The organism is Opitutus terrae PB90-1 (genome assembly GCF_000019965.1).
Lineage (GTDB): Bacteria > Verrucomicrobiota > Verrucomicrobiia > Opitutales > Opitutaceae > Opitutus > Opitutus terrae.
Map to the genome: position 1 here is coordinate 1,701,872 of NC_010571.1, position 21,459 is coordinate 1,723,330.

At 66.3% G+C, this 21,459-nt stretch carries 11 protein-coding genes, 1 tRNA gene and 1 pseudogene; 4 read left to right on the forward strand and 9 right to left on the reverse strand.

What is annotated here, in order from left to right:
• Nucleotides 1–149: 149 nt before the first annotated feature.
• The 5 genes and pseudogenes from OTER_RS27025 to OTER_RS06925 all read right to left on the reverse strand — a co-directional run bounded on the left by OTER_RS27025 (nucleotide 150) and on the right by OTER_RS06925 (nucleotide 8,773).
• A complete protein-coding gene (locus OTER_RS27025) occupies nucleotides 150–977 on the reverse strand; it encodes a glycoside hydrolase family 43 protein (RefSeq protein WP_425496017.1) in 828 nt (275 codons plus the stop codon).
• Between the two features lie 87 nt (nucleotides 978–1,064).
• Nucleotides 1,065–2,096: pseudogene (locus OTER_RS27030) on the reverse strand (glycoside hydrolase family 43 protein); the annotation flags it as partial.
• A 247-nt stretch (nucleotides 2,097–2,343) separates the two neighbouring features.
• On the reverse strand, nucleotides 2,344–2,943 hold the full coding sequence (locus OTER_RS06910; protein ID WP_012374190.1) for a dihydrofolate reductase family protein: 600 nt from the start codon (nucleotides 2,941–2,943) through the stop codon (nucleotides 2,344–2,346).
• Between the two features lie 275 nt (nucleotides 2,944–3,218).
• Nucleotides 3,219–5,663, reverse strand: coding sequence for an ABC transporter permease (locus OTER_RS06915; protein WP_012374191.1), 2,445 nt, complete (start codon nucleotides 5,661–5,663; stop codon nucleotides 3,219–3,221).
• 515 nt (nucleotides 5,664–6,178) lie between these two features.
• Nucleotides 6,179–8,773, reverse strand: coding sequence for a glycosyl hydrolase 115 family protein (locus OTER_RS06925; protein WP_148218039.1), 2,595 nt, complete (start codon nucleotides 8,771–8,773; stop codon nucleotides 6,179–6,181).
• Nucleotides 8,774–9,006: 233 nt separating this feature from the next.
• Here OTER_RS06925 and OTER_RS06930 point away from each other — a divergent pair, with 233 nt between their 5' ends.
• From OTER_RS06930 to OTER_RS06950, 4 genes are all read left to right on the forward strand, one after another.
• Nucleotides 9,007–9,978 carry a S1C family serine protease gene (locus OTER_RS06930; RefSeq protein ID WP_012374193.1) on the forward strand — a complete coding sequence of 324 codons (972 nt, stop codon included), beginning with the start codon at nucleotides 9,007–9,009 and terminating at the stop codon, nucleotides 9,976–9,978.
• Nucleotides 9,979–10,308: 330 nt separating this feature from the next.
• Nucleotides 10,309–11,325: a cupin domain-containing protein gene (locus OTER_RS23835; protein ID WP_158305379.1), complete on the forward strand. Its 1,017-nt coding sequence runs from the start codon at nucleotides 10,309–10,311 to the stop codon at nucleotides 11,323–11,325.
• Between the two features lie 227 nt (nucleotides 11,326–11,552).
• Nucleotides 11,553–11,629, forward strand: a tRNA-Arg gene (locus tag OTER_RS06945).
• A gap of 147 nt (nucleotides 11,630–11,776) precedes the next feature.
• Nucleotides 11,777–12,190 carry a VOC family protein gene (locus tag OTER_RS06950; protein WP_044891628.1) on the forward strand — a complete coding sequence of 138 codons (414 nt, stop codon included), beginning with the start codon at nucleotides 11,777–11,779 and terminating at the stop codon, nucleotides 12,188–12,190.
• A gap of 251 nt (nucleotides 12,191–12,441) precedes the next feature.
• Here the strand turns inward: OTER_RS06950 and OTER_RS06955 are convergent, their stop codons facing one another.
• From OTER_RS06955 to OTER_RS23840, 4 genes are all read right to left on the reverse strand, one after another.
• Entirely contained in the window at nucleotides 12,442–13,515 is a 1,074-nt protein-coding gene (locus tag OTER_RS06955) for a glycoside hydrolase family protein (RefSeq protein ID WP_012374196.1), read from the reverse strand.
• Between the two features lie 327 nt (nucleotides 13,516–13,842).
• Nucleotides 13,843–15,423 carry an alpha-N-arabinofuranosidase gene (locus OTER_RS06960; protein WP_012374197.1) on the reverse strand — a complete coding sequence of 527 codons (1,581 nt, stop codon included), beginning with the start codon at nucleotides 15,421–15,423 and terminating at the stop codon, nucleotides 13,843–13,845.
• 394 nt (nucleotides 15,424–15,817) lie between these two features.
• Complete coding sequence (locus OTER_RS06965; RefSeq protein WP_012374198.1) at nucleotides 15,818–18,397, reverse strand: glycoside hydrolase family 3 N-terminal domain-containing protein; 2,580 nt, start codon at nucleotides 18,395–18,397, stop codon at nucleotides 15,818–15,820.
• A 295-nt stretch (nucleotides 18,398–18,692) separates the two neighbouring features.
• The gene (locus OTER_RS23840) at nucleotides 18,693–21,164 is read right to left on the reverse strand and encodes a BNR-4 repeat-containing protein (protein WP_012374199.1); all 2,472 of its coding nucleotides are present in this window, start codon (nucleotides 21,162–21,164) and stop codon (nucleotides 18,693–18,695) included.
• Nucleotides 21,165–21,459 lie beyond the last annotated feature (295 nt).

Here is a 21,459-nt window from a genome sequence, read left to right on the forward strand (position 1 = left end):
GGTGGAGCGCGCCGTCCCCGGCGCGGCTGTCGTCTTGGGGTCCCGGGGGGGCAGGGCGCCCACTCCGCGAGCGCCGAGAAACTGCAGCGACAATCGCGGCGGGCAGCGGAGTGCCCGCCCTACCTTCGGCAAACCCAACATCTCGGTCTTCATTTGCCTTTCAGCGCGAGCGTGTCGCCGCGTTCATCGAGTTCGATGAACTGGATCCGTTCGCGTCCGGGTTTGTTCGGTTGATGGAGCGCCATCATCAGTTGACCGTCGAATCGGCGAAACAGCATCGGATGCCCGCCATCGGCAGCGAACAGCGCGGCGGGCGATTGTTTCCACGGGCCGGCGAGCTTGCCGGATTCGGACGTCGCGATGCCGACCGCGTAACCGGTCGGCGAACCGCTCGACCAGAGCATCAGCAGCTTGCCGCCTTGGGTGCGATGGAACCACGGACCGTCGGTGACGTAGCAGCCATACTGCGGGGATTTTTGCGCCCAAGGCGCGTCGCTGCCGTGGAAGAGCCGCTTGGGTTCGCCGACGGTGCCGGAGAGGTCGTCCTTCAGCTGAATCATTTCCACCGTGCCGTCCTTGATCTGCACCCACTCGTGGCAGAACACCATGTAGGGCACGCCATCTTCCTCGAACAACGTGCCGTCGAGGGTCATCATGTCCTCGGGCAGCGTGGAGCGGTTGGCGAACGGCTGGAACGGCCCCATCGGGTTATCGGCGACGAGGACCTGCGAGCCGCGTTTTACCCGCGGCAGCCAGTCCCGCCACTGCTCGGGGAACTTGTGGGAGGAATCGAAGGTGAGAAACAGATAGGACTTGCCCCGATAGGCGTGCATCTCCGGCGCCCAGATCCCGCGATCGGCCCACCAATCGGCTGGCCGTTCGAACACGTAATGCGGGCCGGTCCAGTCTTCGAGGTTCTTGCTGGTGTAGGCGGAGACGGCCGCGCGGCGGTTCGGTCCGCGCGACGAGAAGTACATCGTGTACGTCTGCGTCTTCGGATCGGGCCAGACGCATGCGTCGCGGGCGTGAAGATCGGCGCGTTTGACGGTGCCGAACTTCGGCAGGGTTTCACGTGCGGGCACGCCGAAGTCCGGCGTGCCGTCCGCGCGCCAGGCAATCGGCTGCACGCGGGTATGGCGGTTTGGGTCGCGCAGCGGATTGCCCGGGATGTCGCGGTAGTTGCGCGCGTGGTAGACGAGCAAGTCAGTCTTGCCGTCTTCGGCGACGGTGAAGCTGTTGTGGCCGGGCCCGAAAATCCCGTTCGCTTCGTTCGTCGTGAACACGGGCGTCGGCGATTTGGTCCACGATTTCGGATCGAGCAGATCGGCGTCCTCGCGCGCGGTGAGCAGGCCCAGGCTGTATTCGGCGCCAGTGCCGGCGGCGGAGTAGGTGAGGAACACGCGGCCGTTCCGGATCAGCACGGCGGGGCCCTCGTTGACCGCGTAGCGGACTTTTTCCCAGTCGAACTCCGGCCGCGAGAGCAGCACCTGCGGTTGGACGATCGAGGTGGGCGAGTCCATTTTCGCGAGGTAGAGGTCGGAGTTGTTCTGCACCGCCGGGTCGCGTTGCGCCCAGACAAGGTAGCGCGTGCCGCGATGTTCGAAGGTCGTTGCATCGAGCGAGAACGAGTCCCAGCGGGTCTTGAGCTGCCCGTGCTCAATCCACTCGCCCTCGAGCGGATTGGCGGAGGCGTTTTCCAACACGTACATCCGGATGCTGCCGCGGACGCCAACCTCGCCGGCGGCGACGTAGATGAACCAGCGACCGTCGATGAAGTGGATCTCGGGCGCCCAGATGTTTTCGCTCAGCGGACCGGCGGCGTGTTTGCGCCAGATCGTTTTCGGTTCGGTCGTGGCGAGCCCGGCCACGGTTGAGGCGCGCCGCAGCTCGAGCCGGTCGTAGTCGGGCACGGTCGCGATGAAGTAATAGAATCCGTCGGTGTGCCGGTGAATGTACGGGTCCGCCCGCTGGAGGATGAGTGGGTTTGGCAGCTCGGCGGCCGCGGAGGGCTGGGCACCGAGCGCGCTGGCGCAGAAGCCGAGCGCAAGCGTCGACGCGAGCAGCTTGGCCAGGAGGGGAAACGTGGGGCGAACCATGGCGAGCAGCACTGTGGGTTGGCGGTCGGGCCGAGCAAACGTTCCTTCGCCTAACCGTCAAACTACGCCAGATGCGTCGAGGCATTTCGGTGGGTACCGCCGTCCCGGCGGGCTGTGACCGCCTGATTTCTCCCTCGATCTCTGAAGCTCGCGCGGCGACGGTCTCTGCCAAAAGAAAGCGCGGCCATCTGCTGCTGCGCCGGCTGCTTTAGTTACCGCTCAAAAACGCGTCGTAGTTACCGGGCGCTCAACAGGAGGCGCGTCCGATGTCGGGCTGCTCTTCATGTCGCACGACGTATCGCAGCGCCAGCGTGCCGTTTTTGTAGGCTTTGACCTCCTGGAGATGCAGAGCGACATCTCCGTCGAGCCGGTCGAAGAAGGGGAGACCTTCACCGAGCAGGATCGGCAGGATGGAATAGCGAACTTCGTCGGCCAGCCCACGCCGGAGGCATTCGCCGCAGACGGAACTGCCGCCGACCAGCCAGATGTTGCGAAACGCCGGGCGCAGACGCTCGTTTACGAACTGCGTGAGGTCGCCCGAGTGGAACTCGACGGTCCCCCGGTTGCGTGGCAGCTTGCGGGTGGTGAGGACGAAAACGGGTTTGTCGCCGTAGGCCCAACCGAAGCCCTTGGCTTCAAAGTCCAGCGCGATTTCATAGGTCCGCGACCCCATGACATAGCAGTCGATGGTGCGGAGGAAATCCTGGACGGATTGAGGATCCATCGTCTCACCGCTGGCGAATTCGTCTGCGACTTCCATCCAGTCGACGCGCCCGTCTTTTCGGGCGATGAAGCCGTCGAGACTGGCTGCCATGTGGATCGTCACCCGTGAATCGGTCGGGGTCATCGTTCTTGGTTGGGCCGCCCAACGTGCTAGCGGGGAACGCACTCCTTGACGCGGAGCGCATAGCGGACCCGATTGTGCGGGGAGGTTGTCTCGCACGATGACTTCCCGGCCAAGCGCGGCTTCATCGGCCAACGACGCTGTCCGAAAAGGATCTTGTGTCGACCCTCCAGCACGGCATCCGAACCATGCCGAGATCGTGGGTGCTTCCTTTCTGTCCGCCGGTGTGTCCCCCACCGGACGAGGGCGTCCGCGTCCCCACGCAAGCGGCGCGCCGGTCACTCTTCCCGCAGCGCGACGATCGGATCGAGCCGCGCGGCGCGGCGGGCCGGCAGGAAGCAGGCAACCAGGGCCACGCTGCCGAGAATCACGCCGACTCCCAGCAGCGTGAGCGGATCACGTTCGCCGACGCCGAACAGCAGCGTCGTCATCAATTGGGCGACTGCGAATACTCCGGCCGTGCCGATCAGCATCCCGAGCAGGACCGTCTCCATCGCGTGCCGGAGCACGAGCCACAGGATGGACCCTGAATCCGCGCCGAGTGCCGTGCGAATGCCGATCTCGCGCGTCCGCTGCGCGACGGAATACGAGATCACCCCGTAGATTCCGATCGAGGCGAGCAACAAGGCCACACCGGCGAACACTCCGATCAAGATCGTGCTCAGCCGGCTGCCGCCGAGCGACTCGGTCTTGATCTGCTCGAGCGTTTTCATCTCGGGGAGCGATTGGTCCGGATTGATCTTGTTTACGGCCTGCCGGATCGGCCGGTGCAGCAGCGCGGGATCGCCGGCGCAGCGTATCACGAGCGAAAGATAAGCCGTGGCGCTCTGCTCGAGCGTGACGTAGACCCCGGGCGAGCCTTCCTTGTCACTGAGCGAACCGACCTTCTCGTCCGCGACCACGCCGACCACCTCCCACGGAATTTCGGATCCCAGGCTGGTGCGCCCGAACGCGATTTCCTGGATCAGGATCCGTTTGCCGATGGGATCCTCCTTGCCGAAGTAACGCCGCCGCATCGTCTCGGTGATCACCGTCACGGGCGGGGTGCCTTTGCGGTCGCGCTCGTTCAGGGTGCGACCCTGGCGCAGCTTCAGCCCGAGTGCCTCGAAATACGAGGGGCTGACCATCTTGAAGAAACAGGCGTTGCGGTTGGCGCGATCGACGAGCGGCCGGTCAGCGCGCTGAAACGGCATGCCGTAGCCCCAGCCGCGCATCGGCAGCGCGGAGGTGAACGACACTTCCTCCACGCCGGGTAATGCCGCCACCGCGTCATGAATCTGCCGCAGGTACGTGTTCAGGGCGTCACCCGTCTCGAACCGGTTCGCGGGGATCGGCAGCTGGGCGGTCAGCACGTTTTTGGAGTCAAACCCCAAGTCGACCTCGTGCAGCTTGGCGAAGCTGCGCAGAAACAGCCCGGCACTCGTCAACAGGACGAACGCGAGCGCGACTTCGCTCACTACGAGCACGGTCCGCATGCGATGACGAACGCGACTGGCGCTGGCGCCGCCGCCGGCCTGTTTCAGTCCGGTGGTGAGGTCGGTGCGCGTCGCCTGCAGCGCCGGGATGAGGCCACAGATGATCCCGGTCGCCAGCGCGAGGCCGACGGCGAACGCCAGCACGCCGCCATCAAACGTCACGTTGGCCTCCGGCGGAAGGGTGTATTTGGGCAGCACCTGCTTGAGCGCGACCATCGTCGCGAAGCCTACGCCCAGGCCGAGCGCGCCGCCGGCGCCGGCGAGCAGGATGCTCTCGGTCAGGAATTGGCGGACCAGTCGCCAGCGACCGGCGCCGAGTGCGGCGCGCAGCGCGACCTCGCGATCCCGGGCCAGCCCGCGCACGAGCATGAGGTTGGCGAGATTCGCACAGCCGATGAGCAACACTGCGCCGACCGCGGAAAACAGCAGATAGATCGAGTGCCTGAGATCCTTGCCCACGTACGTCTCGACGATCGGATCGATCGTGACGCCCCAGCCTTTGTTGGAATCGGGAAAATCCTGCGCGATGCGCGCGGCGATCGCGTCCAGATTCGCACGCGCCTGCTGCAGCGTGACGCCGGGTTTCAGCTTCGCCATCGAGCCGAACCAGTGAAAGTTTCGCGTGTGGTTTTCCGGCGCGAAGGCCAGCGGCCGCCAGATTTGCGGCCAGCCACGATCGAAGGCCGAGGACTCCGGCAGGATGCCGATCACCGTGTGGGATTGACCGTCGAGCGTGATGGTGCGGCCGAGGAGCGTCTGATCGCCGCCAAACTGGGCCTGCCAAAACGCGTGGCTGAGCACGACGACCCGATCCTGCCCCGGCTGATCCTCGCCCGCGGCGAAGGTCCGGCCCAGTGCCGCACTCACGCCAAAAATGCTGAAGTAGTCAGCCGACACGCGCAGGCCGCGGAGCTGGATGGGCTCGTCCACGCCGGTCAGCGTGACCGACCCGCCGGTCTGCGCGGCCATGTACTCGAACACCGTGTTCTGATTTTTCCAGTCGAGGTAGTTGAGTGTGGAGATCCCGTTCCGTTCGCCGCCCGGCGGTTTCTCGAGCACGCGGACAATCCGCTCCGGATCCGCATACGGCAGCGGCTTCAGCATGACGCCGTGGACGAAACTGAAGATCGCGGTGTTCGCGCCGATCCCCACCGCGAGGGTCGCGAGGGCAACGGTGGTGAATCCCGGGCTTTTACGCAGCGTGCGAGCGCCGAACCGCACATCCTGGAGGAGTTCAGAGAACATCATGGCTGAGGCGGGGAGATCGGAGGGTATGCGGTCGGTCGGGCAGACACGAGGCTGCGATGGGGGCGCGCTCGAAATGCCGGCACGAGCCGACATCGCCGCGGGTGAGCCGGGCAGCGCGGAGTGTGCCAATGCGAAAGGTCACGGGCATCGCGGGAAAAACTCACGAGCGGCTGGAAAGTTACGCGCAAAGGATCGCCGTTCGCCGGTGGGAGTCGCGCCGGTCGACCGGGACGTCGCACTACTACGTCGACGGCGTGGAGTGGAATCCGCTCACCCCGACCACGTTCCTCGATGGCCGGGCGGATCTCACGGCGGGCGTGTTCGCGATCACGCCGTTGAACGCGAACCCGAAGACCATCGAACCCGACTCGTTCCTGCTGGTGGTCGAGATCAGCGAGCCGGCGCTGAGCAGTCGCGAACAATGGACGATCACACACTTTGCCGTGCGCGACGCGACCGGTGTGGCGTCGGGCCGCGAGGCGGAGCCCGCCGTCCCGTTTGGGTTTCACCGGCCGTCACGGCCCGAGATAGCTCGGCGTCAGCCCGCCGAGGTCGATCACGACCTTGTCGAGCACCACGCCGGTTTGGATGCCGTAAATTTTCAACGCGTGCTCGCCCGCCTGCGGCACCGCGAGTCGCAGGCGGGCGACTCGCGTGGCGTTGAGCACGCCTTGCGCCCATTCAGGTCCGCCATCGCCGATCTCGAGCGTGACCAGTTGAGGTGGCGCGTCGTCGAGCGCGACGGCGAAGCGCAGCGCGGTGCCGCTGATCGGATGCGTCGGTAGCAAATACGCTTGCAGCGTGAACTCTCCCGCGGCGGGAAAGTTGACCGCGTGTTCGAGCCGGGGCGCTGAGGCTTCGGCTGCAGCGAGGTCAATGTCGGCAACGGTGGCCGGCAGCACGGTGACCGCTTCACGCGTGCGGCCGAGTCTAGGAACGCGCATCCAGGTCACGCCAGTCGGCGATGGATGTGAGGCGAACGAGCCTGCCTCGATCGCGATGAACGTGCCTGGCGGCGGATCCGGAACCGGCGCGCGGGCGGAGTCAGGCGGCGTCCACGCCTCGATCCGCATCGATGCCCACTGCTTGTCCGCGGGCTCGAGCGTCATCATGCCGCGCCATTTTCCACCGGCGATCTGTTCGTTGTAAACGCGCGTGAGCTCCACCAAACCGGCGTCCGCCGCACGCGCCGCGTCCTTGTTGCCGCGCTCGCCCTCGAAAAAGCGTTGGTTCGCGAGGGCCGAACCCGCGACCGGATAGTACACGAGCTGGAAGAACGCGTCGCGCTGGTCCGGTCGCATGTGCGTGCGCAGTGTTTCGACACGCGCGCGGAGCCGGGCAAAGGCCTCGAGCCGTGCCTGCACTTCGCCGTCCGTCAGTGGACTCGCTCGCCGCGGCTGCTTCGGCAGCCACCACTGGAGATGCTCCGGTCTGCGCTGGAAGTTCAGCCGGTAGTACTCGTCGAGGATCGAAGCGATCTCGCTCGCGTGCTGCGGGCCGAACTCACGCGCCGTCCACTCCGGGAGAAACGTCGCCAGATTGTCCGCACTCCAGCGGTCGATGTCCCAGGCCATTTGGAGAAAAAACTCGGTGCCGATCTCCGCCGGCTTCAGATCGCCGACGTTGGCGATCCAGATCCGATCGGCGCCGTGTTGGTAGGCCTTGTGCATCTCCTCCCAGACGAGCGCCGGCGGCGTCGTGCTGAGCCACAGATACGAGAGCGGCCGGCCGAGGTAGGAGAGATGATAGTAAATGCCGAAGCCACCCGACCGGCCGCGCTCGGCTGCCGTGGCGAAGTTGCGGATGTAGCCGAAGTTGTCGTCGGGCCAGACGATCGTGACATCGTCGGGCACGCGCAGCCCTTGGCGATAGAGATCGAGCACTTCCTTGTAGGCGCAGAACATCTGGGGGGTGCCGTCGGAGCGCGTGAGGTAGGGCGGATTATCCCTAATCCGCCGTCCATCGTCGGTTGCGGCGTCCGGGCTCGGCGCGTTAGGGATAACGCGCCCCACCTCGGGCCGTACATGTCGCGCAATCAGCGCGCGCTGGTCGGCGAAGACCCGCTCGAGCGTGCGAATCCGTTCGGCGTCGGTCTTGGGCCCGACCATGTTAGAGTCGTGGATGCCGCGCATCCCGAGCGTGTAGATGGCTTCGTAGCGCCCGTTTTCCGCGACCCGCTCCTCCCAGTAGCGGAGAACGCCTTCGCGATTCGTCACGTAGTTGTAGTCCTCCTTGGGCGCGGTCCACTCGTCGACGTTGTTGCGCAGCATCGGCTCGGCGTGCGACGAGCCCATGACGATCCCGTAGGCGTCGGCGACCTCCTTGTTGCGCGGGTAGTGGTTGAACGCGCGCGTGGTCGGATGCATCGCCGGCCAGACGGTGTTGGCCTTCAGCCGGAGCAAGAGCTCGAAAAGTTTCGCGTAGGTTTTGGGGCCGATGTCGCCGGTCTCGGGCTCGAAGGTCTTCGCGGCCCACGGCTGCAGCCCCCAGTCTTCGTCGTTGAGGAAGACGCCGCGGTATTTCACCGACGGTGGGCCGAACCGGTGCGTGCCCGTGGCGATCGCGAGTGTGCTCCGCTTGGGCACGGGCACGTCCGCCCACCAATGCCAGGGCGAGACGCCAATCGCCGCCGAGACCTCGTAACAGCCGTAGATCGCGCCGCGCCGGTCGCTGCCGGCGATGACGAGCGCGCGCTCGACTCCGGGGAACGGCGTGTGCACGACGGCGATCACGAAGCTTTCCCACGCGCCGACAAGTGCGCGCAGATCGAGCTTCTTCTCGGCGGCGAGCCGGTCGAGCAGCGAGCTTTTCCCGGCCACTGCGACGAGCACCAGGGCCGGGCGGGCAGCTGGAGAAAGCTCATGTCGCAGCGCCGGCACGACATTGCTGACTCGCTCGATGTCGGCGCGCAGATCGTCGACCGCGCGCGCAACCGCTGGATCCGTGCCGGGCTCCAGCACGAACACCGCGGCGCCCTGTTGGTTCGCCAGGATGAAGTCGTCAGCGCGGGGTGACGGAGTGAGCAGCGCGGTCTGCGCGCTGAGCTGCTCGATGCATGCCAGCGCGCTCAGCACGAGCGCCAACCGAATCGGGAGAGAGGCGCGAATCATCGCGTGACTCATCCCGGTCGGAGCGGCGATCAGCAAGACGGCGCGGGTCTTACCGTCCGGCCGGATGGAGCAGAGCACGGCGCCTGGCCGAGATCCTGCCGGCAAGACGGTGGGCGGGACGCTCCGGCGAAATGCCGGTGACTTTTCCCCGAGGCAGTGACTCACCGCGGGTTGCGCAGGAGGGCGGGGGCGTGGGTTTGCGGAAAGCCGATTCCGGCACTCCTTCCTCGATCATGGATTTCGCCTTCACGCAGGTTTCGGACGGGCCTGGCGACGCGCTCCTGCTCGATGCCTACTCGCAAGCTGTCTCCGGGGCCGCGGCCGCAGCGCATCCGGCGGTCGTGCACATCGAGGTGCGCGGCCACGACGGACCCGCTGGCTCAGGCTCGGGGTTTTTCATTTCGCCGGATGGTTACCTGCTGACGAACAGCCACTTGGTGCACGGTGCGCGCGAGCTGACCGTGTTCCTCGCGGACGGTCGCAAGCTCGCTGCCGACCTGATCGGCGATGATCCGGACACCGATCTCGCGGCGCTGCGTGTAAGCGCCGACGAACTCACGTTCCTGAAATTCGCCGACAGCGACGCCGTGCGGCCCGGCCAGATCGCCATCGCGATCGGCTCGCCGATGGGGTTCCAGCAAACCGTCACGGCGGGCATCGTGAGCGGTCTTGGACGTTCGCTGCGCGGCGCCTCGGGCCGATCGATCGATAATATCATTCAGACCGACGCGGCGCTGAATCCCGGCAACTCCGGCGGACCGTTGGTGAACACGCGGGGCGAGGTGATCGGCGTGAACACCGCCATCATCCGACCGGCGCAGGGCATCTGTTTCGCCATCGCCAGCAACACGGCGCGTTGGGTTCTAGGCTGGCTGATCAAGGAGGGACGAATTCGCCGCAGCTACATCGGGGTCGCGGGGCAGAATGTGCCGCTGCTCCGCAAGCTCATGCGGCATCATCGGCTGGAACAATCGACCGGCGTGCTGATCGCCGGGCTCGAGCCGGCCAGCCCCGCGGATCGGGCCGGATTGCACGAGGGCGACATCCTGCTGGCGCTCGACGGCTCGGCGACGCCGACGGTCGACGCGCTGCACAAGCTGCTCACGGGCGATCGCGTGGGCGAACGCGCGATCGTCACGTTCCTGCGCGGAGTCGAGCTGCGCCGGCACGCGATCATACCGTTGGAGATGCCCGCGCGCGCCTGATCACCGACGAGGCGCTTCATCCCACCTCTGCGCTTTGTCGCCATTTTCACGTATTACGTGAAAATGACTGGGGCCACCGGCTGAACCGCCTGTGATTTCGCGTGTAGGGCTCCCGCTCCCGTGGAGGCGGCCTCCTTTCAGGTGATCGAAGTCGTGGCTTTCGCGGTGCAGGCATTTTCACGTAATACGTGAAAATGGCCCGGGCGGCGCGGACAGGGAGCCGGACCGATGCGGGTGCAGCGGCAGGATTGTGGCAAGGCTGTGCTGGCCATGACGAGGTTGGGCGTCGCGCGGGGAGGGCCCGGCAGCCAACTTCGCGATGTGACTACCGTGAACCTTTCCGCCCTGCCCTGGCAGGAGGTCAAGTCGCCGACGGGCAAGTTTCACTCGTTCTTCTGCAACGTCTCACTGGCGCTCGGCGGCAAGCCGAACACGGGCACGTGGGGCGGCGGGCACCCTTTCGATGTGCAGCTCCGGCGGATTCCGCCGGGCGCGTCGGTGTGTCCGTATCACGGACATCTTGGCCAGTGGGAGCTATTTGTCGTGCGCCAGGGCGAGGCGACGGTGCGCACCCCGGAGGGTCGGTTTCCGGTGCGGACAAGCGAGGTATTCTACCATCCACCGGGCTGTCCGCACCAGCTCACCAACACCGGTCACGACCCACTCGAGGTGATGATCATCACCGACAATCCGCCGCTCGACAGCTGCTTTTATCCCGACTCGAACAAGCGCAGCCTCCGGCCGCCGGGGCTCGTGTTCCGGGCGCAGGAAATCCACTACTTCGAGGGCGAGGATGAAGTGCCCCCGGGCGCGCCGCCGTTCCGGGCTGCGCCGTCGCCGGTGAGCGTACCGATCGCGCCGTTCGCGGAACGGCGCGTGCACCCCGACGACTTGCGGTGGGACGAGTGGGGCTCGCCAGGCGGAAAGTTCGTCGCGGCTTCGAAGGAGCTGTCGGTCGCGCTCGGCGCGAAGCGCAACACGCCGACGGGGCTCGGTGGGCATCCGTTCGAGCTCGAGTTACAGCGGCTGCGGCCGGGGCAGTGCGGATGTCCGTTCCATAGTCACGCGGCCGAATGGGAACTCTACGTCATCCTCGGCGGCGAGGCGACCGTGCGGGCCAACGAGGAGACGCAGACGCTGCGCGCGGGGGACGTGGTCCTGCATCCGCCGGGCGAGGCACATCAGATCAGGAACGCGTCCGCGACGGAGGACCTGCTGTTCCACGTCCTCGCGGACAACGCGCCGGTGGAGTATTGGTATTATCCGGATACGAAAAAGTGGGGTCTGCGCTCGCCGCGAAAGTTCTTCCACCTGCAGGAGGTCGACTACTGGGCGGGCGAGGAGTGACGATCTGCGGTTCGCGGGTTGCTCGGTAGGGACGCCGCTCCGCGCCGTCCGCGAGCGTCTTTCGTGGAACGTGGACGGCTCGCGGAGCCGTCCCTACCAGCGGAAGGAAGTGCGGAGGTCGCTGCAGAGCGTGGTTGAGCAACGAACCGATGCACCGGGCGGGCGGTGAGGCAGGACGAACGGGCGTTGCGTCGACGCGCTGTCCGTGCAAGCTCACGCGCCGTTGTGGGGCGGTAGCTCAACTGGATAGAGCATTGGTCTTCGAAACCAAGGGTTGTGGGTTCGAGCCCCGCCCGCCCTACCAAGCTTAACCGTTTTTCCGCCGTCCCATATCAGCCTACCCCTCAGCCCAAAGATGAAACTCGGTCCCTCGCTCCTCCTTGGCGTGCTTTGTCTGGCGAGTGCCGGTCCGGCCGCCGAAACGCCCGCGACACCCGCACCCTCCAAAACCATGAACTCCGCCGCTCCTGCACTCGGCTACGTGATTCTTTATGTGAACGACGTCTCCGCCACTCTGGCGTTTTACGAGGAGGCGTTCGGGCTCACCCGGCGTTTCTACAACAACGATGCCGGCAAGGAATACGGCGAGATGGAGACGGGTGCTGCGCGGTTGGCGTTCTACAGCCGGGCATTGGTCGAAGCAGATCCCGCGCTGAAAGGCGCCGTGATCGCGCGAGCCGACCAGCCACCGCAAGGATTCGAGATTGCGCTGCTCACCGCCGATGTGCCGGCGCTGTTTGAGCGCGCGGTGAAGGCTGGGGCGGTCGCGCTCGCGAAGCCGGAGACGAAGCCGTGGGGCCAGACGGTGGCGTGGGTGCGGTCGAAGGACGGCCACGTGATCGAGCTCGCCACGCCGATGCCGTAGGTCGTCCGTTTCGCGCATCCGGGATTGTAGGAGCGGGTTTATCCCGCGATCGAAGCGGCAGCTGGATCTTAGGGCGCGCGGCGCGGGCCAGAGCGACGCCCAGCCGCTGACGAGCAGCGGCCCTACACCTCGACGGCTTGGTGGCGCAGTCCCGTGCCGCGATCAATTGGGGAGCTTTCGGAGGGGCGCCCGTGGACGCGTTTAGCCAGGATACCGGCCCGCCTGTCCGGGGGTCCTGAGGCAGGACTGCGCTAGTTGCTCGGCGTCGGCAACGCGACGAACGTCGGCGCGTCGCGGTCGCAGGAGAGCACGCCGTCGCGCTCGCGGAGTTCCACGACCTGGATCGAGCTGCGGCGAAGGTCGAGCGAGTCCTTGTCCTCGGGCTTGATCGTGCCCGCGCGGCCGGGATGCGTGAAATAGAAACAGAACGCGCGATCCTCCTGCGCGTTCACCACGACGCAGGCGTGGCCACCGTTGACGCCGTCGTCGGTGCCGCGCCCGGGCGCGGCGAGGAGATCGCGGGATTGAGCGTGCCAGGTCTCCAGATCGTCGGAGCGGTAGACGCCGAGCCCTTTCCACAGATCGACGATCATCCAGTGCGTGCCGCGCCACGAAAACACATAGGGCCCCTCGCCGGGCCGTTCGCCGACGCCGCTGGTTTTTCCTCGATCGGTCCAGGTGACGAGGTCGGGACTGTCGGCGTGGTAGATGGATTTGCGATCGCGCTCGTTGTTGTACCACAGGCGCCAGCCGCCGCGCGAAAGCGGGAAGACGCAGGCGTCGATCACGCGATCGGAGGACAGCGCCAGCGGCTGCGGATCGCGCCACGTGCGGAGGTCGGTGCTGGTGAGGTGAACGATCGTGCGCGGGTGCTGCCAGTTTTCGAATACACCGGGCACGACGGTGAGGAACATGTGATGTGTGCCGTCGGGCGCGGTGATGACGTCGGGCGCCCAGAGCGTCGGCTCGGCGCCGCCGGTTTCGGGCGGGAGTTCGATGTCGGCGTCGCCGATATGACGCCACGTCGTGCCGTGATCGGCGGATTCGGCGAGGCCGATCTTCGTGCCGTGCACCCACGCCACGCCGGAAAGGCCGGAGACATTCGCGCGACGGTTGGTATAAAACATCCACCAGCGCTGCACGTGCGGATTCCAAACAACCACCGGATCGGCGGCGCCGTCGAAGATCGGATCGCGGAAGATGGGCTGGGGGGCGGGTGTTCCAGGTTGGATCGCGGCTTCCGTTCCGTGCACCGCCGGCACAGGCCCAATAACGCAGAGGACACAAAGAACGCAGAGTGCGCGGAGATTGGAGAGAGGAGGCATGAGGATAATTGCAGGAGCGGCTTCATGCCGCGATCGAGCGTTGCGCGACGAACAGGTCGCGGCGTAAAGCCGCTTATAGGTGCGTTGGGTTAATCACGCAATGCCGGCGCCTCGGGCAGGCGTCCCTACCTTTCAAGTCCGGACGGTTCGAGCAAAGGCGAAGTCCCCGTGTCGCGTGGTCGAGGCTGAAGCCGGTTGTCCCAGCAGGGGGCGGCTCCACGTGAATGCGTGGCGGATCGGCGCGACCGGACAACAAAAAGGGCGCACCAAGGTGCGCCCCTACGATTGAGATCACGGGCGGGACGCCCGTGCCACGTCAGAGCTGGATCAGAGCTCGAGCACGACCACCGACTTCGCCGGCAACGCCACGGTGAGCGTGTCGCCGGCGAGCTTGGCGCCATCGAAGGCGGCGGGCTCGACGGTGTGCGGGGCGTCGAAGGTGTTGTGGCTCGTCACCGCGGGCGCGGTAAGGATGCGACCCGTGACGGCGCTGCCGGTGAGGCCGGCGAGCTTGCACGTGACTGTGATGGCCGCGTTCGGATTCGCGTTCGAGAGCGAGACGTGAACCTTGCCGGCGGCGTTGCGCGAGGCGGAGACGCTGACCGCGGGGATCTTTTCCTTGCCGACGACGTAGTCGGGCGACGCGAGCACGACGGGAATCAGCGTGGCACCCTGGTGGACCTTGAACATTTCAAACACGTGATAGGTCGGCGTGAGCAGCATCTTTTCCTTGTCGGTGAGGATCATCGCCTGAAGCACGTTTACCATCTGCGCGATGTTGGCCATCGTCACGCGGTCGGCGTGCGCCTGGAAGAGATGCAGGTTGATCGCGGCCAGGATCGCATCGCGCAGCGTGTTTTGCTGGTAAAGGAAACCGGGGTTGGTGCCGGGCTCGACGTCGGTCCAGATGCCCCACTCGTCGACGACGAGGGCGACCTTCTTCTCCGGATCGTATTTGTCCATGATCGCGGAGTGCTTTGCGATGAGCTCCTCCATCTTGAGCGTGTTGCGGAGCGTGGCGAAATACTCGGCCTCGTCGAATTGGGTGGCGGAGCCTTTTTTGCCGCGCCAGGAACCGGAGGGCAGCGTGTAGTAGTGGAGCGCGAGGCCGTGCATGTTGCGGCCGGCTTCCTTCATCAGGGTCTCGGTCCACTCGTAGTTGTCGCCATTGGCGCCACAGGCGATGCGCTGGATGCGCAGGTCGCGGTCGTAGTTTTTGACGAAGGTATTGTAGCGCTTGTAATTGTCGGCGTAGAAGGCCGGCGTCATGCTGCCGCCGCAGCCCCAGCTCTCATTGCCGACGGCGATATAGGGCACCTTCCACGGCTGCTCGCGGCCGTTGGCGCGGCGCAGATTCGCCATGGGTGAGCTGGCGGGCGAGGTCATGTATTCGACCCACTCCATCGCCTCCTGGACCGTGCCACTACCAACGTTGAGGCAGATGTAAGGCTCGATCCCGAGCATCTCGCACAAGTCGAGAAACTCGTGCGTGCCGAAATGGTTGTTCTCCACGACGCCACCCCAGTGGGAGTTGTACATCGACGGGCGCTTCTCACGCGGGCCGATGCCGTCACGCCAGTGATACTCGTCGGCGAAACACCCGCCGGGCCAGCGGAGCTGCGGCACTTGGAGTGTTTTCAACGCGGCGAGCACGTCGTTGCGGTAGCCTTTGGTGTTCGGGATGGGCGAATCGGGACCGACCCAGATTCCCTCGTAGATGCAACGACCGAGATGTTCGGAGAACTGGCCGTAGATGTTCTTGCTGATGACCGGGCCAGGCTGGTCGCCGCGAAGCACGATCGTGGCGTTGGATGAACTGGCCGTGGAGGGCGAAGCCGGGGCGGGCTCGGCGAGGGCGAGACCGGTGGCCGTGGAGAACAGAGCAAGATGGACAAGCAGCGTCTTCATAGGGCAAGGGGGACGGGTTGGGGCGCGATCCGCGCGGGCGTTTCGCTTGGGAAAACAGACCGTGGGTCGCGAAGCGCCAGCCGACAAACCGCGCGGCACTTGACCGTCACGAACGGAACGCGAAAAGGGGCGACACGCGTTTGGCTTGGCTGCGAAGAACGCTTGCGCGGGGGCGCGCACGTCCGCGTCCGCAGGTGGAGGTTTTTCTCGTTCTCTTTCTCGTTCTCGTAATCGTTCTCGTAATCGTTCTCCCTTCGCTCTCTCCGAGAGCGCTTCCGGTGCGAGCGAGAGAACGAGAAAGAGAACGAGAACGATGACGAGAAGGAGGGGCAATCACGGGAGCGGGCAGAATGCTCGCGCTCCCACGCAAGCGTCGTTCGCAGGTCGCTCAGGCTCAGCGCGGATCGAGCCGCGGGTCGACGACGGGGGCTTCCTCGGGCGCGGAGCCGTCGGCCGCGGTGACGGTGAACGTGCCGCGCAGCCGGATGTCGGCGGATGAGGCGCCGAGCATCACCGTAAACCGTCCTGGTTCGACGACCCAATCGCCATCGCGATTGTAGAGCTCGAGGTGTGCGCGATGGAGCGTGAAGGTCACCGGCTTCGTTTCGCCGGGCGCGAGCGTCACCCGCGCGAACCCGCGCAACGCGATATCGTAGGTCGTCACGCTGCTGTAGTCGTCGCGGAGGTAAAGCTGAACGACCTCGTCGCCCGCGCGCGTGCCGGTGTTGGTGACATCGCAGGTGATCGTGAATTCGGGAACGGTGGAAACTGAGTAGGGTGTAGCCCGGCTCGCTGAGCCCCGCAGGCCGGGGTCACCACCCCCGGCTGCACCAAACCCGTCAACCGGGATTCGCTCGGGCGTGATGCGCAGATCCGAGTAGCGGAAAGTCGTATAGCTGAGCCCGTGGCCGAAGGGGAATAGCGAGCCCTCGACCTGACCGAAATCGCGCGCCTGCGAGCCCGGATGCGCGGGAAAATTGTAGGGCAGCTGGCCCACGCTCTGCGGAAATGTGATCGGCAGCCGGCCGGAAGGATTCGCATCGCCGAGCAGCACGGCCGCGAGCGCGGCGCCGCCGTCCTCACCAGGGAACCACAGCTCGACGATTGCGGGCACGTGGCGCGCGGCCCAGACGACACTGAGCGGCCGGCCGTTGCTGAGCACGAGCACGAGCGGCTTGCCGGTGGCGTGCAGCGCCTCGAGCAATTCCTGTTGATAACCCGGCAGTGCGAGGCTGATCCGACTCGAGGATTCGCGACACAGCTCGTCGGTTTCGCCGAGGACGGCGATGATCACATCCACGTTTTGCGCGGCGGCGACGGCGGCCTCGATTCCGGCGCGGACCTCGGCGCTCGGCGGGTCCTTGAGCACGTCGCTCGCGGGCCAGGCGGCATCCTTCGCTTCGACGCCCTTGGCGTAGCGCACCTCGACCGCGGCGCCGAGCTTCGCGCGAAGTCCGGGGAGCGGCGTCACAAAATCGAGCCGTTGCGCGCCGTAGCGCGACCACCACGCATGCGCATCGTCGGCGAGAGGGCCGGCGACGAGCACGCGCTGCAGCTTTGCGCGATCGAGCGGAAGCAGCGCCGGCTCGTTTTTCAGCAGCACAATGGCCTCGCGGCCGGCGCGCTGCGCGACGACGAGATGTTCGGGGGCGCGAACGACGCGGTCGGCGGCGGCGGGATCGGCGACGTAGGGCCGATCGAAAAGCCCGAGTTGGAATTTCACGCGGAGCACATCGCGGACGCGCGCGTCGATCGTCGCCATCGCGAGTTTGCCGTCGCGGACGAGCTGCCGCAGCGGCTCGGCGTACGCGGCGGGTGGCGTGAAGTTGGTGCGGATGTTGAGCCCGGCTTCGACCGCCTGGCGGATCGCGTCGGCCGGCGTGGGCGCGACGCGGTGCTTGCTGTGGATGAATTCGACCGCGGCGCTGTCGGACACGACGTAGCCACGAAAACCCCACTGCCCACGCAGAATTTCGCTAAGGAACAGCGCGCTGCCCTCGACCGGCACGCCGTCGTAGTCGTTGTAGGAAGCCATGACGCCGAGCGCGCCGGCTTCGCGGATCGCACGGCGGAACGGCTCGAGAAAGATCGTCTGCACCTCGCGCCAGGTCGCTTGCGGATCGGTGCGCGCTTCGCCGTCGCGGCCGCCCTTCGGAATGCTGTACACGGCGAAATGCTTCAGCGTGGAGACGACGTGCTCCGCCTGCAGGCCGCGAACCTGTTCGACGCCGAGCGTGCCGACGAGAAACGGATCCTCGCCGTAGGTCTCGATGGTGCGGCCCCACCGCGGATCACGCGCGAGATCGAGGACGGGCGAGTAGATATTGGTGTAGCCAAGCGCGCGCGCCTCGCGGCCGGTGATCCGGCCGATCTCGCGGACGAGCGCTGGATCCCAAGTGCTGGCGACCGCGAGTTCGGCGGGGAAGCTGGTCGCCTTCGAGTGGAGCAGGCCGCGAATGCCTTCGTTGGTGAAATCGACGGGGATGCCGAGCCGGGTTTGCTCGATGAACCAGCGCTGCACCTCGTTGAGCGCACGGGCATGCAGCGACCACGGCAAATCGTGGACCGGGTCGGCGAGATTGTTGGTCCAGCCGGTGTTGCCGTTCAGGTGCTCGTCGATGTTGCCAATCCCGTCCTTCCACATCGCCTCGCGCCACGCGGATGTCGGCCGCTCGTCCTTCAGCACGCGGGGGAAACCGTAGAGCGTGGTCAGCTGCGCCGTCTTCTCCTCGAGCGACATCCGCGCGAGCAGATCCTCGATGCGCGCGTCGATCGGCCGCGAGGAATCCTCGTAAGGATCGCGCGCGCCGTTCTTGTTCAGATCGATCCAGCCGTCGTGGTAAACGGCGGCGGCGAGCGGTGGTGTGGCCGAGGGGACGAAAAGGTCGGCGGACGGTGCGGCGGCGAGGAGCGGCGAGGCCGAGAAAACGAGAGCGGCAAGCGTGCAGACGGTGGGGTGGACGAAACGAAGCATGGAGCGAGCTTTGACGGCGGAACGGGGCGAACGAGCCGAGCTGTTGTCGGACGGTTAGGTCGATAGCAGCCGCATCGTTTGACGAGAACGCGTGCGTGGGAGCACGGCCGTCCTCGGCCGCAATGACGGAGCGCGAAAACATGGCTGATGCGGGCGCCAGACGCCCGCGCTCCCACGCAGGCGTGGTGCAGGTGGGGCCGACTCGTTCTCGTAGTCGTTCTCTTTCTCTTTCTCTCGAACTGGCGACGGTCGAATCGAGGAACGGGAGAACGAGAACGAGAACGAGGCGGAGGCGCTACTTCCCGCCGGAGAGGGGGTAGACCTCGCTCGCGGCGAGGAGGAACGCGCCGACCGCGAACACGTTGGTGTGATGCGGATCGAAACCCTCCGGCGCCGCCCCGATGGGCTGGACGTGCTCGAGTTTGCCTTCCGGCGTCACGCAGTTCGTGAGCGCGTTCCAGGCGCGGCGGACGGCGGGCTCCGCTTCGGCGCGGTCGAGCAGACCGCGATTCACGCCCCAGGCGAGGCCGAACGTGAAGAAGCTGCTGCCGCTGGTTTCGCGCACGGTGTGAGCGGCCGGGTCGAGGAGACCGACTCGCCAGAGCCCGTCCGGCTGTTGCGCCGCGAGAACGGCGCGCGCCATGTCGCGGTAAAGCTGCACGTAGCGCGGGTAGTCGGGGTGATCCTTCGGGAAGAGGTCGAGCACGCGAGCGAGCCCGGCGAACACCCAGCCGTTGCCGCGCGACCAGTGGATGGCTTTGCCGTTCGGCTCGCGCAGATCGAGATACGATTCGTCGCGGAAATAGAACCCGACGCTCGCGCCATAGAGCCGCCGCGTCGTGAGCCACCATTCGCGGTTCATGAAATCCAGATACCGCGGATCCTTCGTTTCCTGCCACACCTGCAGCCAGGCGACAGGCGCCATGAAGAGCGCGTCGCACCACGACCAGTGCTCGGTGCAGGCCGGCGTGCCCCAGTCGAACAACGCGGTGGACGGGTTCGCCAGGATCTGGTCGAGCCGCTGCTTCGAAGGCTCCATCATCCGCGGTTCCCGGTAGTGCGGATACAACTCCAGGTAAGCCTGAATCACGCAGTGATCGTCGGCGTGATAGATGCGCGCGTGCGGCTGCCAGCCGATCGCCTCGGCCTGCTGCAGCATTTTTTCGCGGTTGTGGTGGTCGGGAGAAATCCGGTCGAGCGCGAGCACGCCGAGATAGAACGGCGCGATGACCCAGTCGCGCGGATGGTGCCGCTCGGCGGGCGGGAAGTGCGCCCATTGCCAATCAGCGACGCGCTGCGCGAGCGCGCGGGCGGCGGTGGGATCAATTGCGCGATTGTCGCTGGTGACACGAGCGTCGCCCGGGTGGTCTGGCGCCTGGTCGCCCGTCGCCGCCGCGGCGGGGCCGGCCGCCTGCTCCGAACGCATCCGCGCGATCGCCGGTGCCCAGATCAGACTCGCGATCGGCGTCGCGGCGGCGGCGGCCTGTGCGTCGTTGCCATCGCGCTGCTCGACGGACTGCACCAGCAGGTGTACCTGCGTCAGCCGGCGCCAGTTGACGGGATCTACCGACGGTTCCCAGCCGCCGACGGGTTCAGAATACAGTTCGCGGATACTCCACTCGCCGCCGTTGTGACCCGGCGAGGTGGCCAGCATGATGTGTCCGTCGCGAGCGTCGTCGCGATAGATGAGGTGCAGGCCGGGGCGATCCCACGTGGTGTCGACGAGGAAAAGCGCGCGGGAAATCGGCGGATGTTTGGTGCCGCCGCCGGCCAGTTGGAAGGTCTGCTCGCGCGCGGGCCCGGGGATGATTTTCCACGCGGTGCCGTCGAAACGAACGATGGCGAACCGCGGCGCCGACTCGGGCGTTTCCGACCAGTAGCTGCAGAGGAACGGCCGGCCGGCTCCGTCGGTGTCGATCGACGGCGGATTCATCAGGTTGTGATGGGTCGGAATCCGCAGCGCGTACTCGGCGGTGGCGGCGGTGATCGGCAGCGCGAGCGGCGTGCCATCGGTCCTGGTCCAGGTGACGCCGGCATCCTTCGATTGCGCGTAGGCGAGATCGTGGTTCGACGCGACGTTGGGCGAATCGCGCCAGATCCAGGCCAGGTGCAGCGTGCCTTGACGGTCGACGGTGAGGTCGGCGTAGGGGCTGCGCTGACCCTCGCCGTCGATGAGGTTGGGCTGAACCACGGACCATTTGCGCGTGGTCGTGATGTAGCGGTTGAGCACGAGCGCGCCGTTGCCGGACTCGCCGTCGCGATAGGTGAAAAGGAGATCGCCGTTCGGCAGCAGATGGAATTGCGGATAGGTGACGTGCTGCTCGCGTTCGCCGGTCATCGCAGTTGGCTCGCCGAGATCGATCGTGCCTGACGTGACGACGCGCGCGTAGTGCAGCGGGGAGTTGTGGTGATCCCATGCGACGTGCAGGAAGCCGGCGCCATCGACGGCAAGGCTGATGGAGTTGTGCGCGTCCGCGACGTTGGCGCGGTGCGGTGTGCGCTGGGTCGTCCATACATCCGCGCCGAGCGGCCGTTGCGCGAGCACGAGAAAGCCGTCGGCATCGTAGAATGCGGCGTATTGCAGCGTGCTGTGCGTGACGATGGCCGAGCGGGTGTTGGCGACCACGTTAACCGAGCTGCCGGCGTAGGCGGCGGGGGCGATTGGCAGCACCCGGGCTATCGGAGCGGTGGCGGCCGCGGCGAGTCCGGACGAAGCGAGAAAGCAGGCAGCGAGACGGAACGGGGTGAGCAACGGACGGAGGGGCATAAGAAGAGTCGGGTCCCAGCACAGAAGCCGGGTGGCTGCGCGGGTGCAAGCTGGGCTCTCGCGCACGCGTGACGGACGGTCGGAGCGGAAGTTGCACGACGAGGGGCTCCGTCGGTGAACGGGGAGCTGGCGTGCGGTAGCCGGGCTCGATGAGCCCGGGCCGGGGTCGGCGACCCCGATTCGCCGGACAATCCGACTGGGGCGGGCTTTCGCCGGGGCCGCGGGGGCCTTGTGCTGGCCGACTACCTGGCCAGAGTGGGCGGACCGAAGCAGCCCGCCCGGAGGTCGGGCTTCA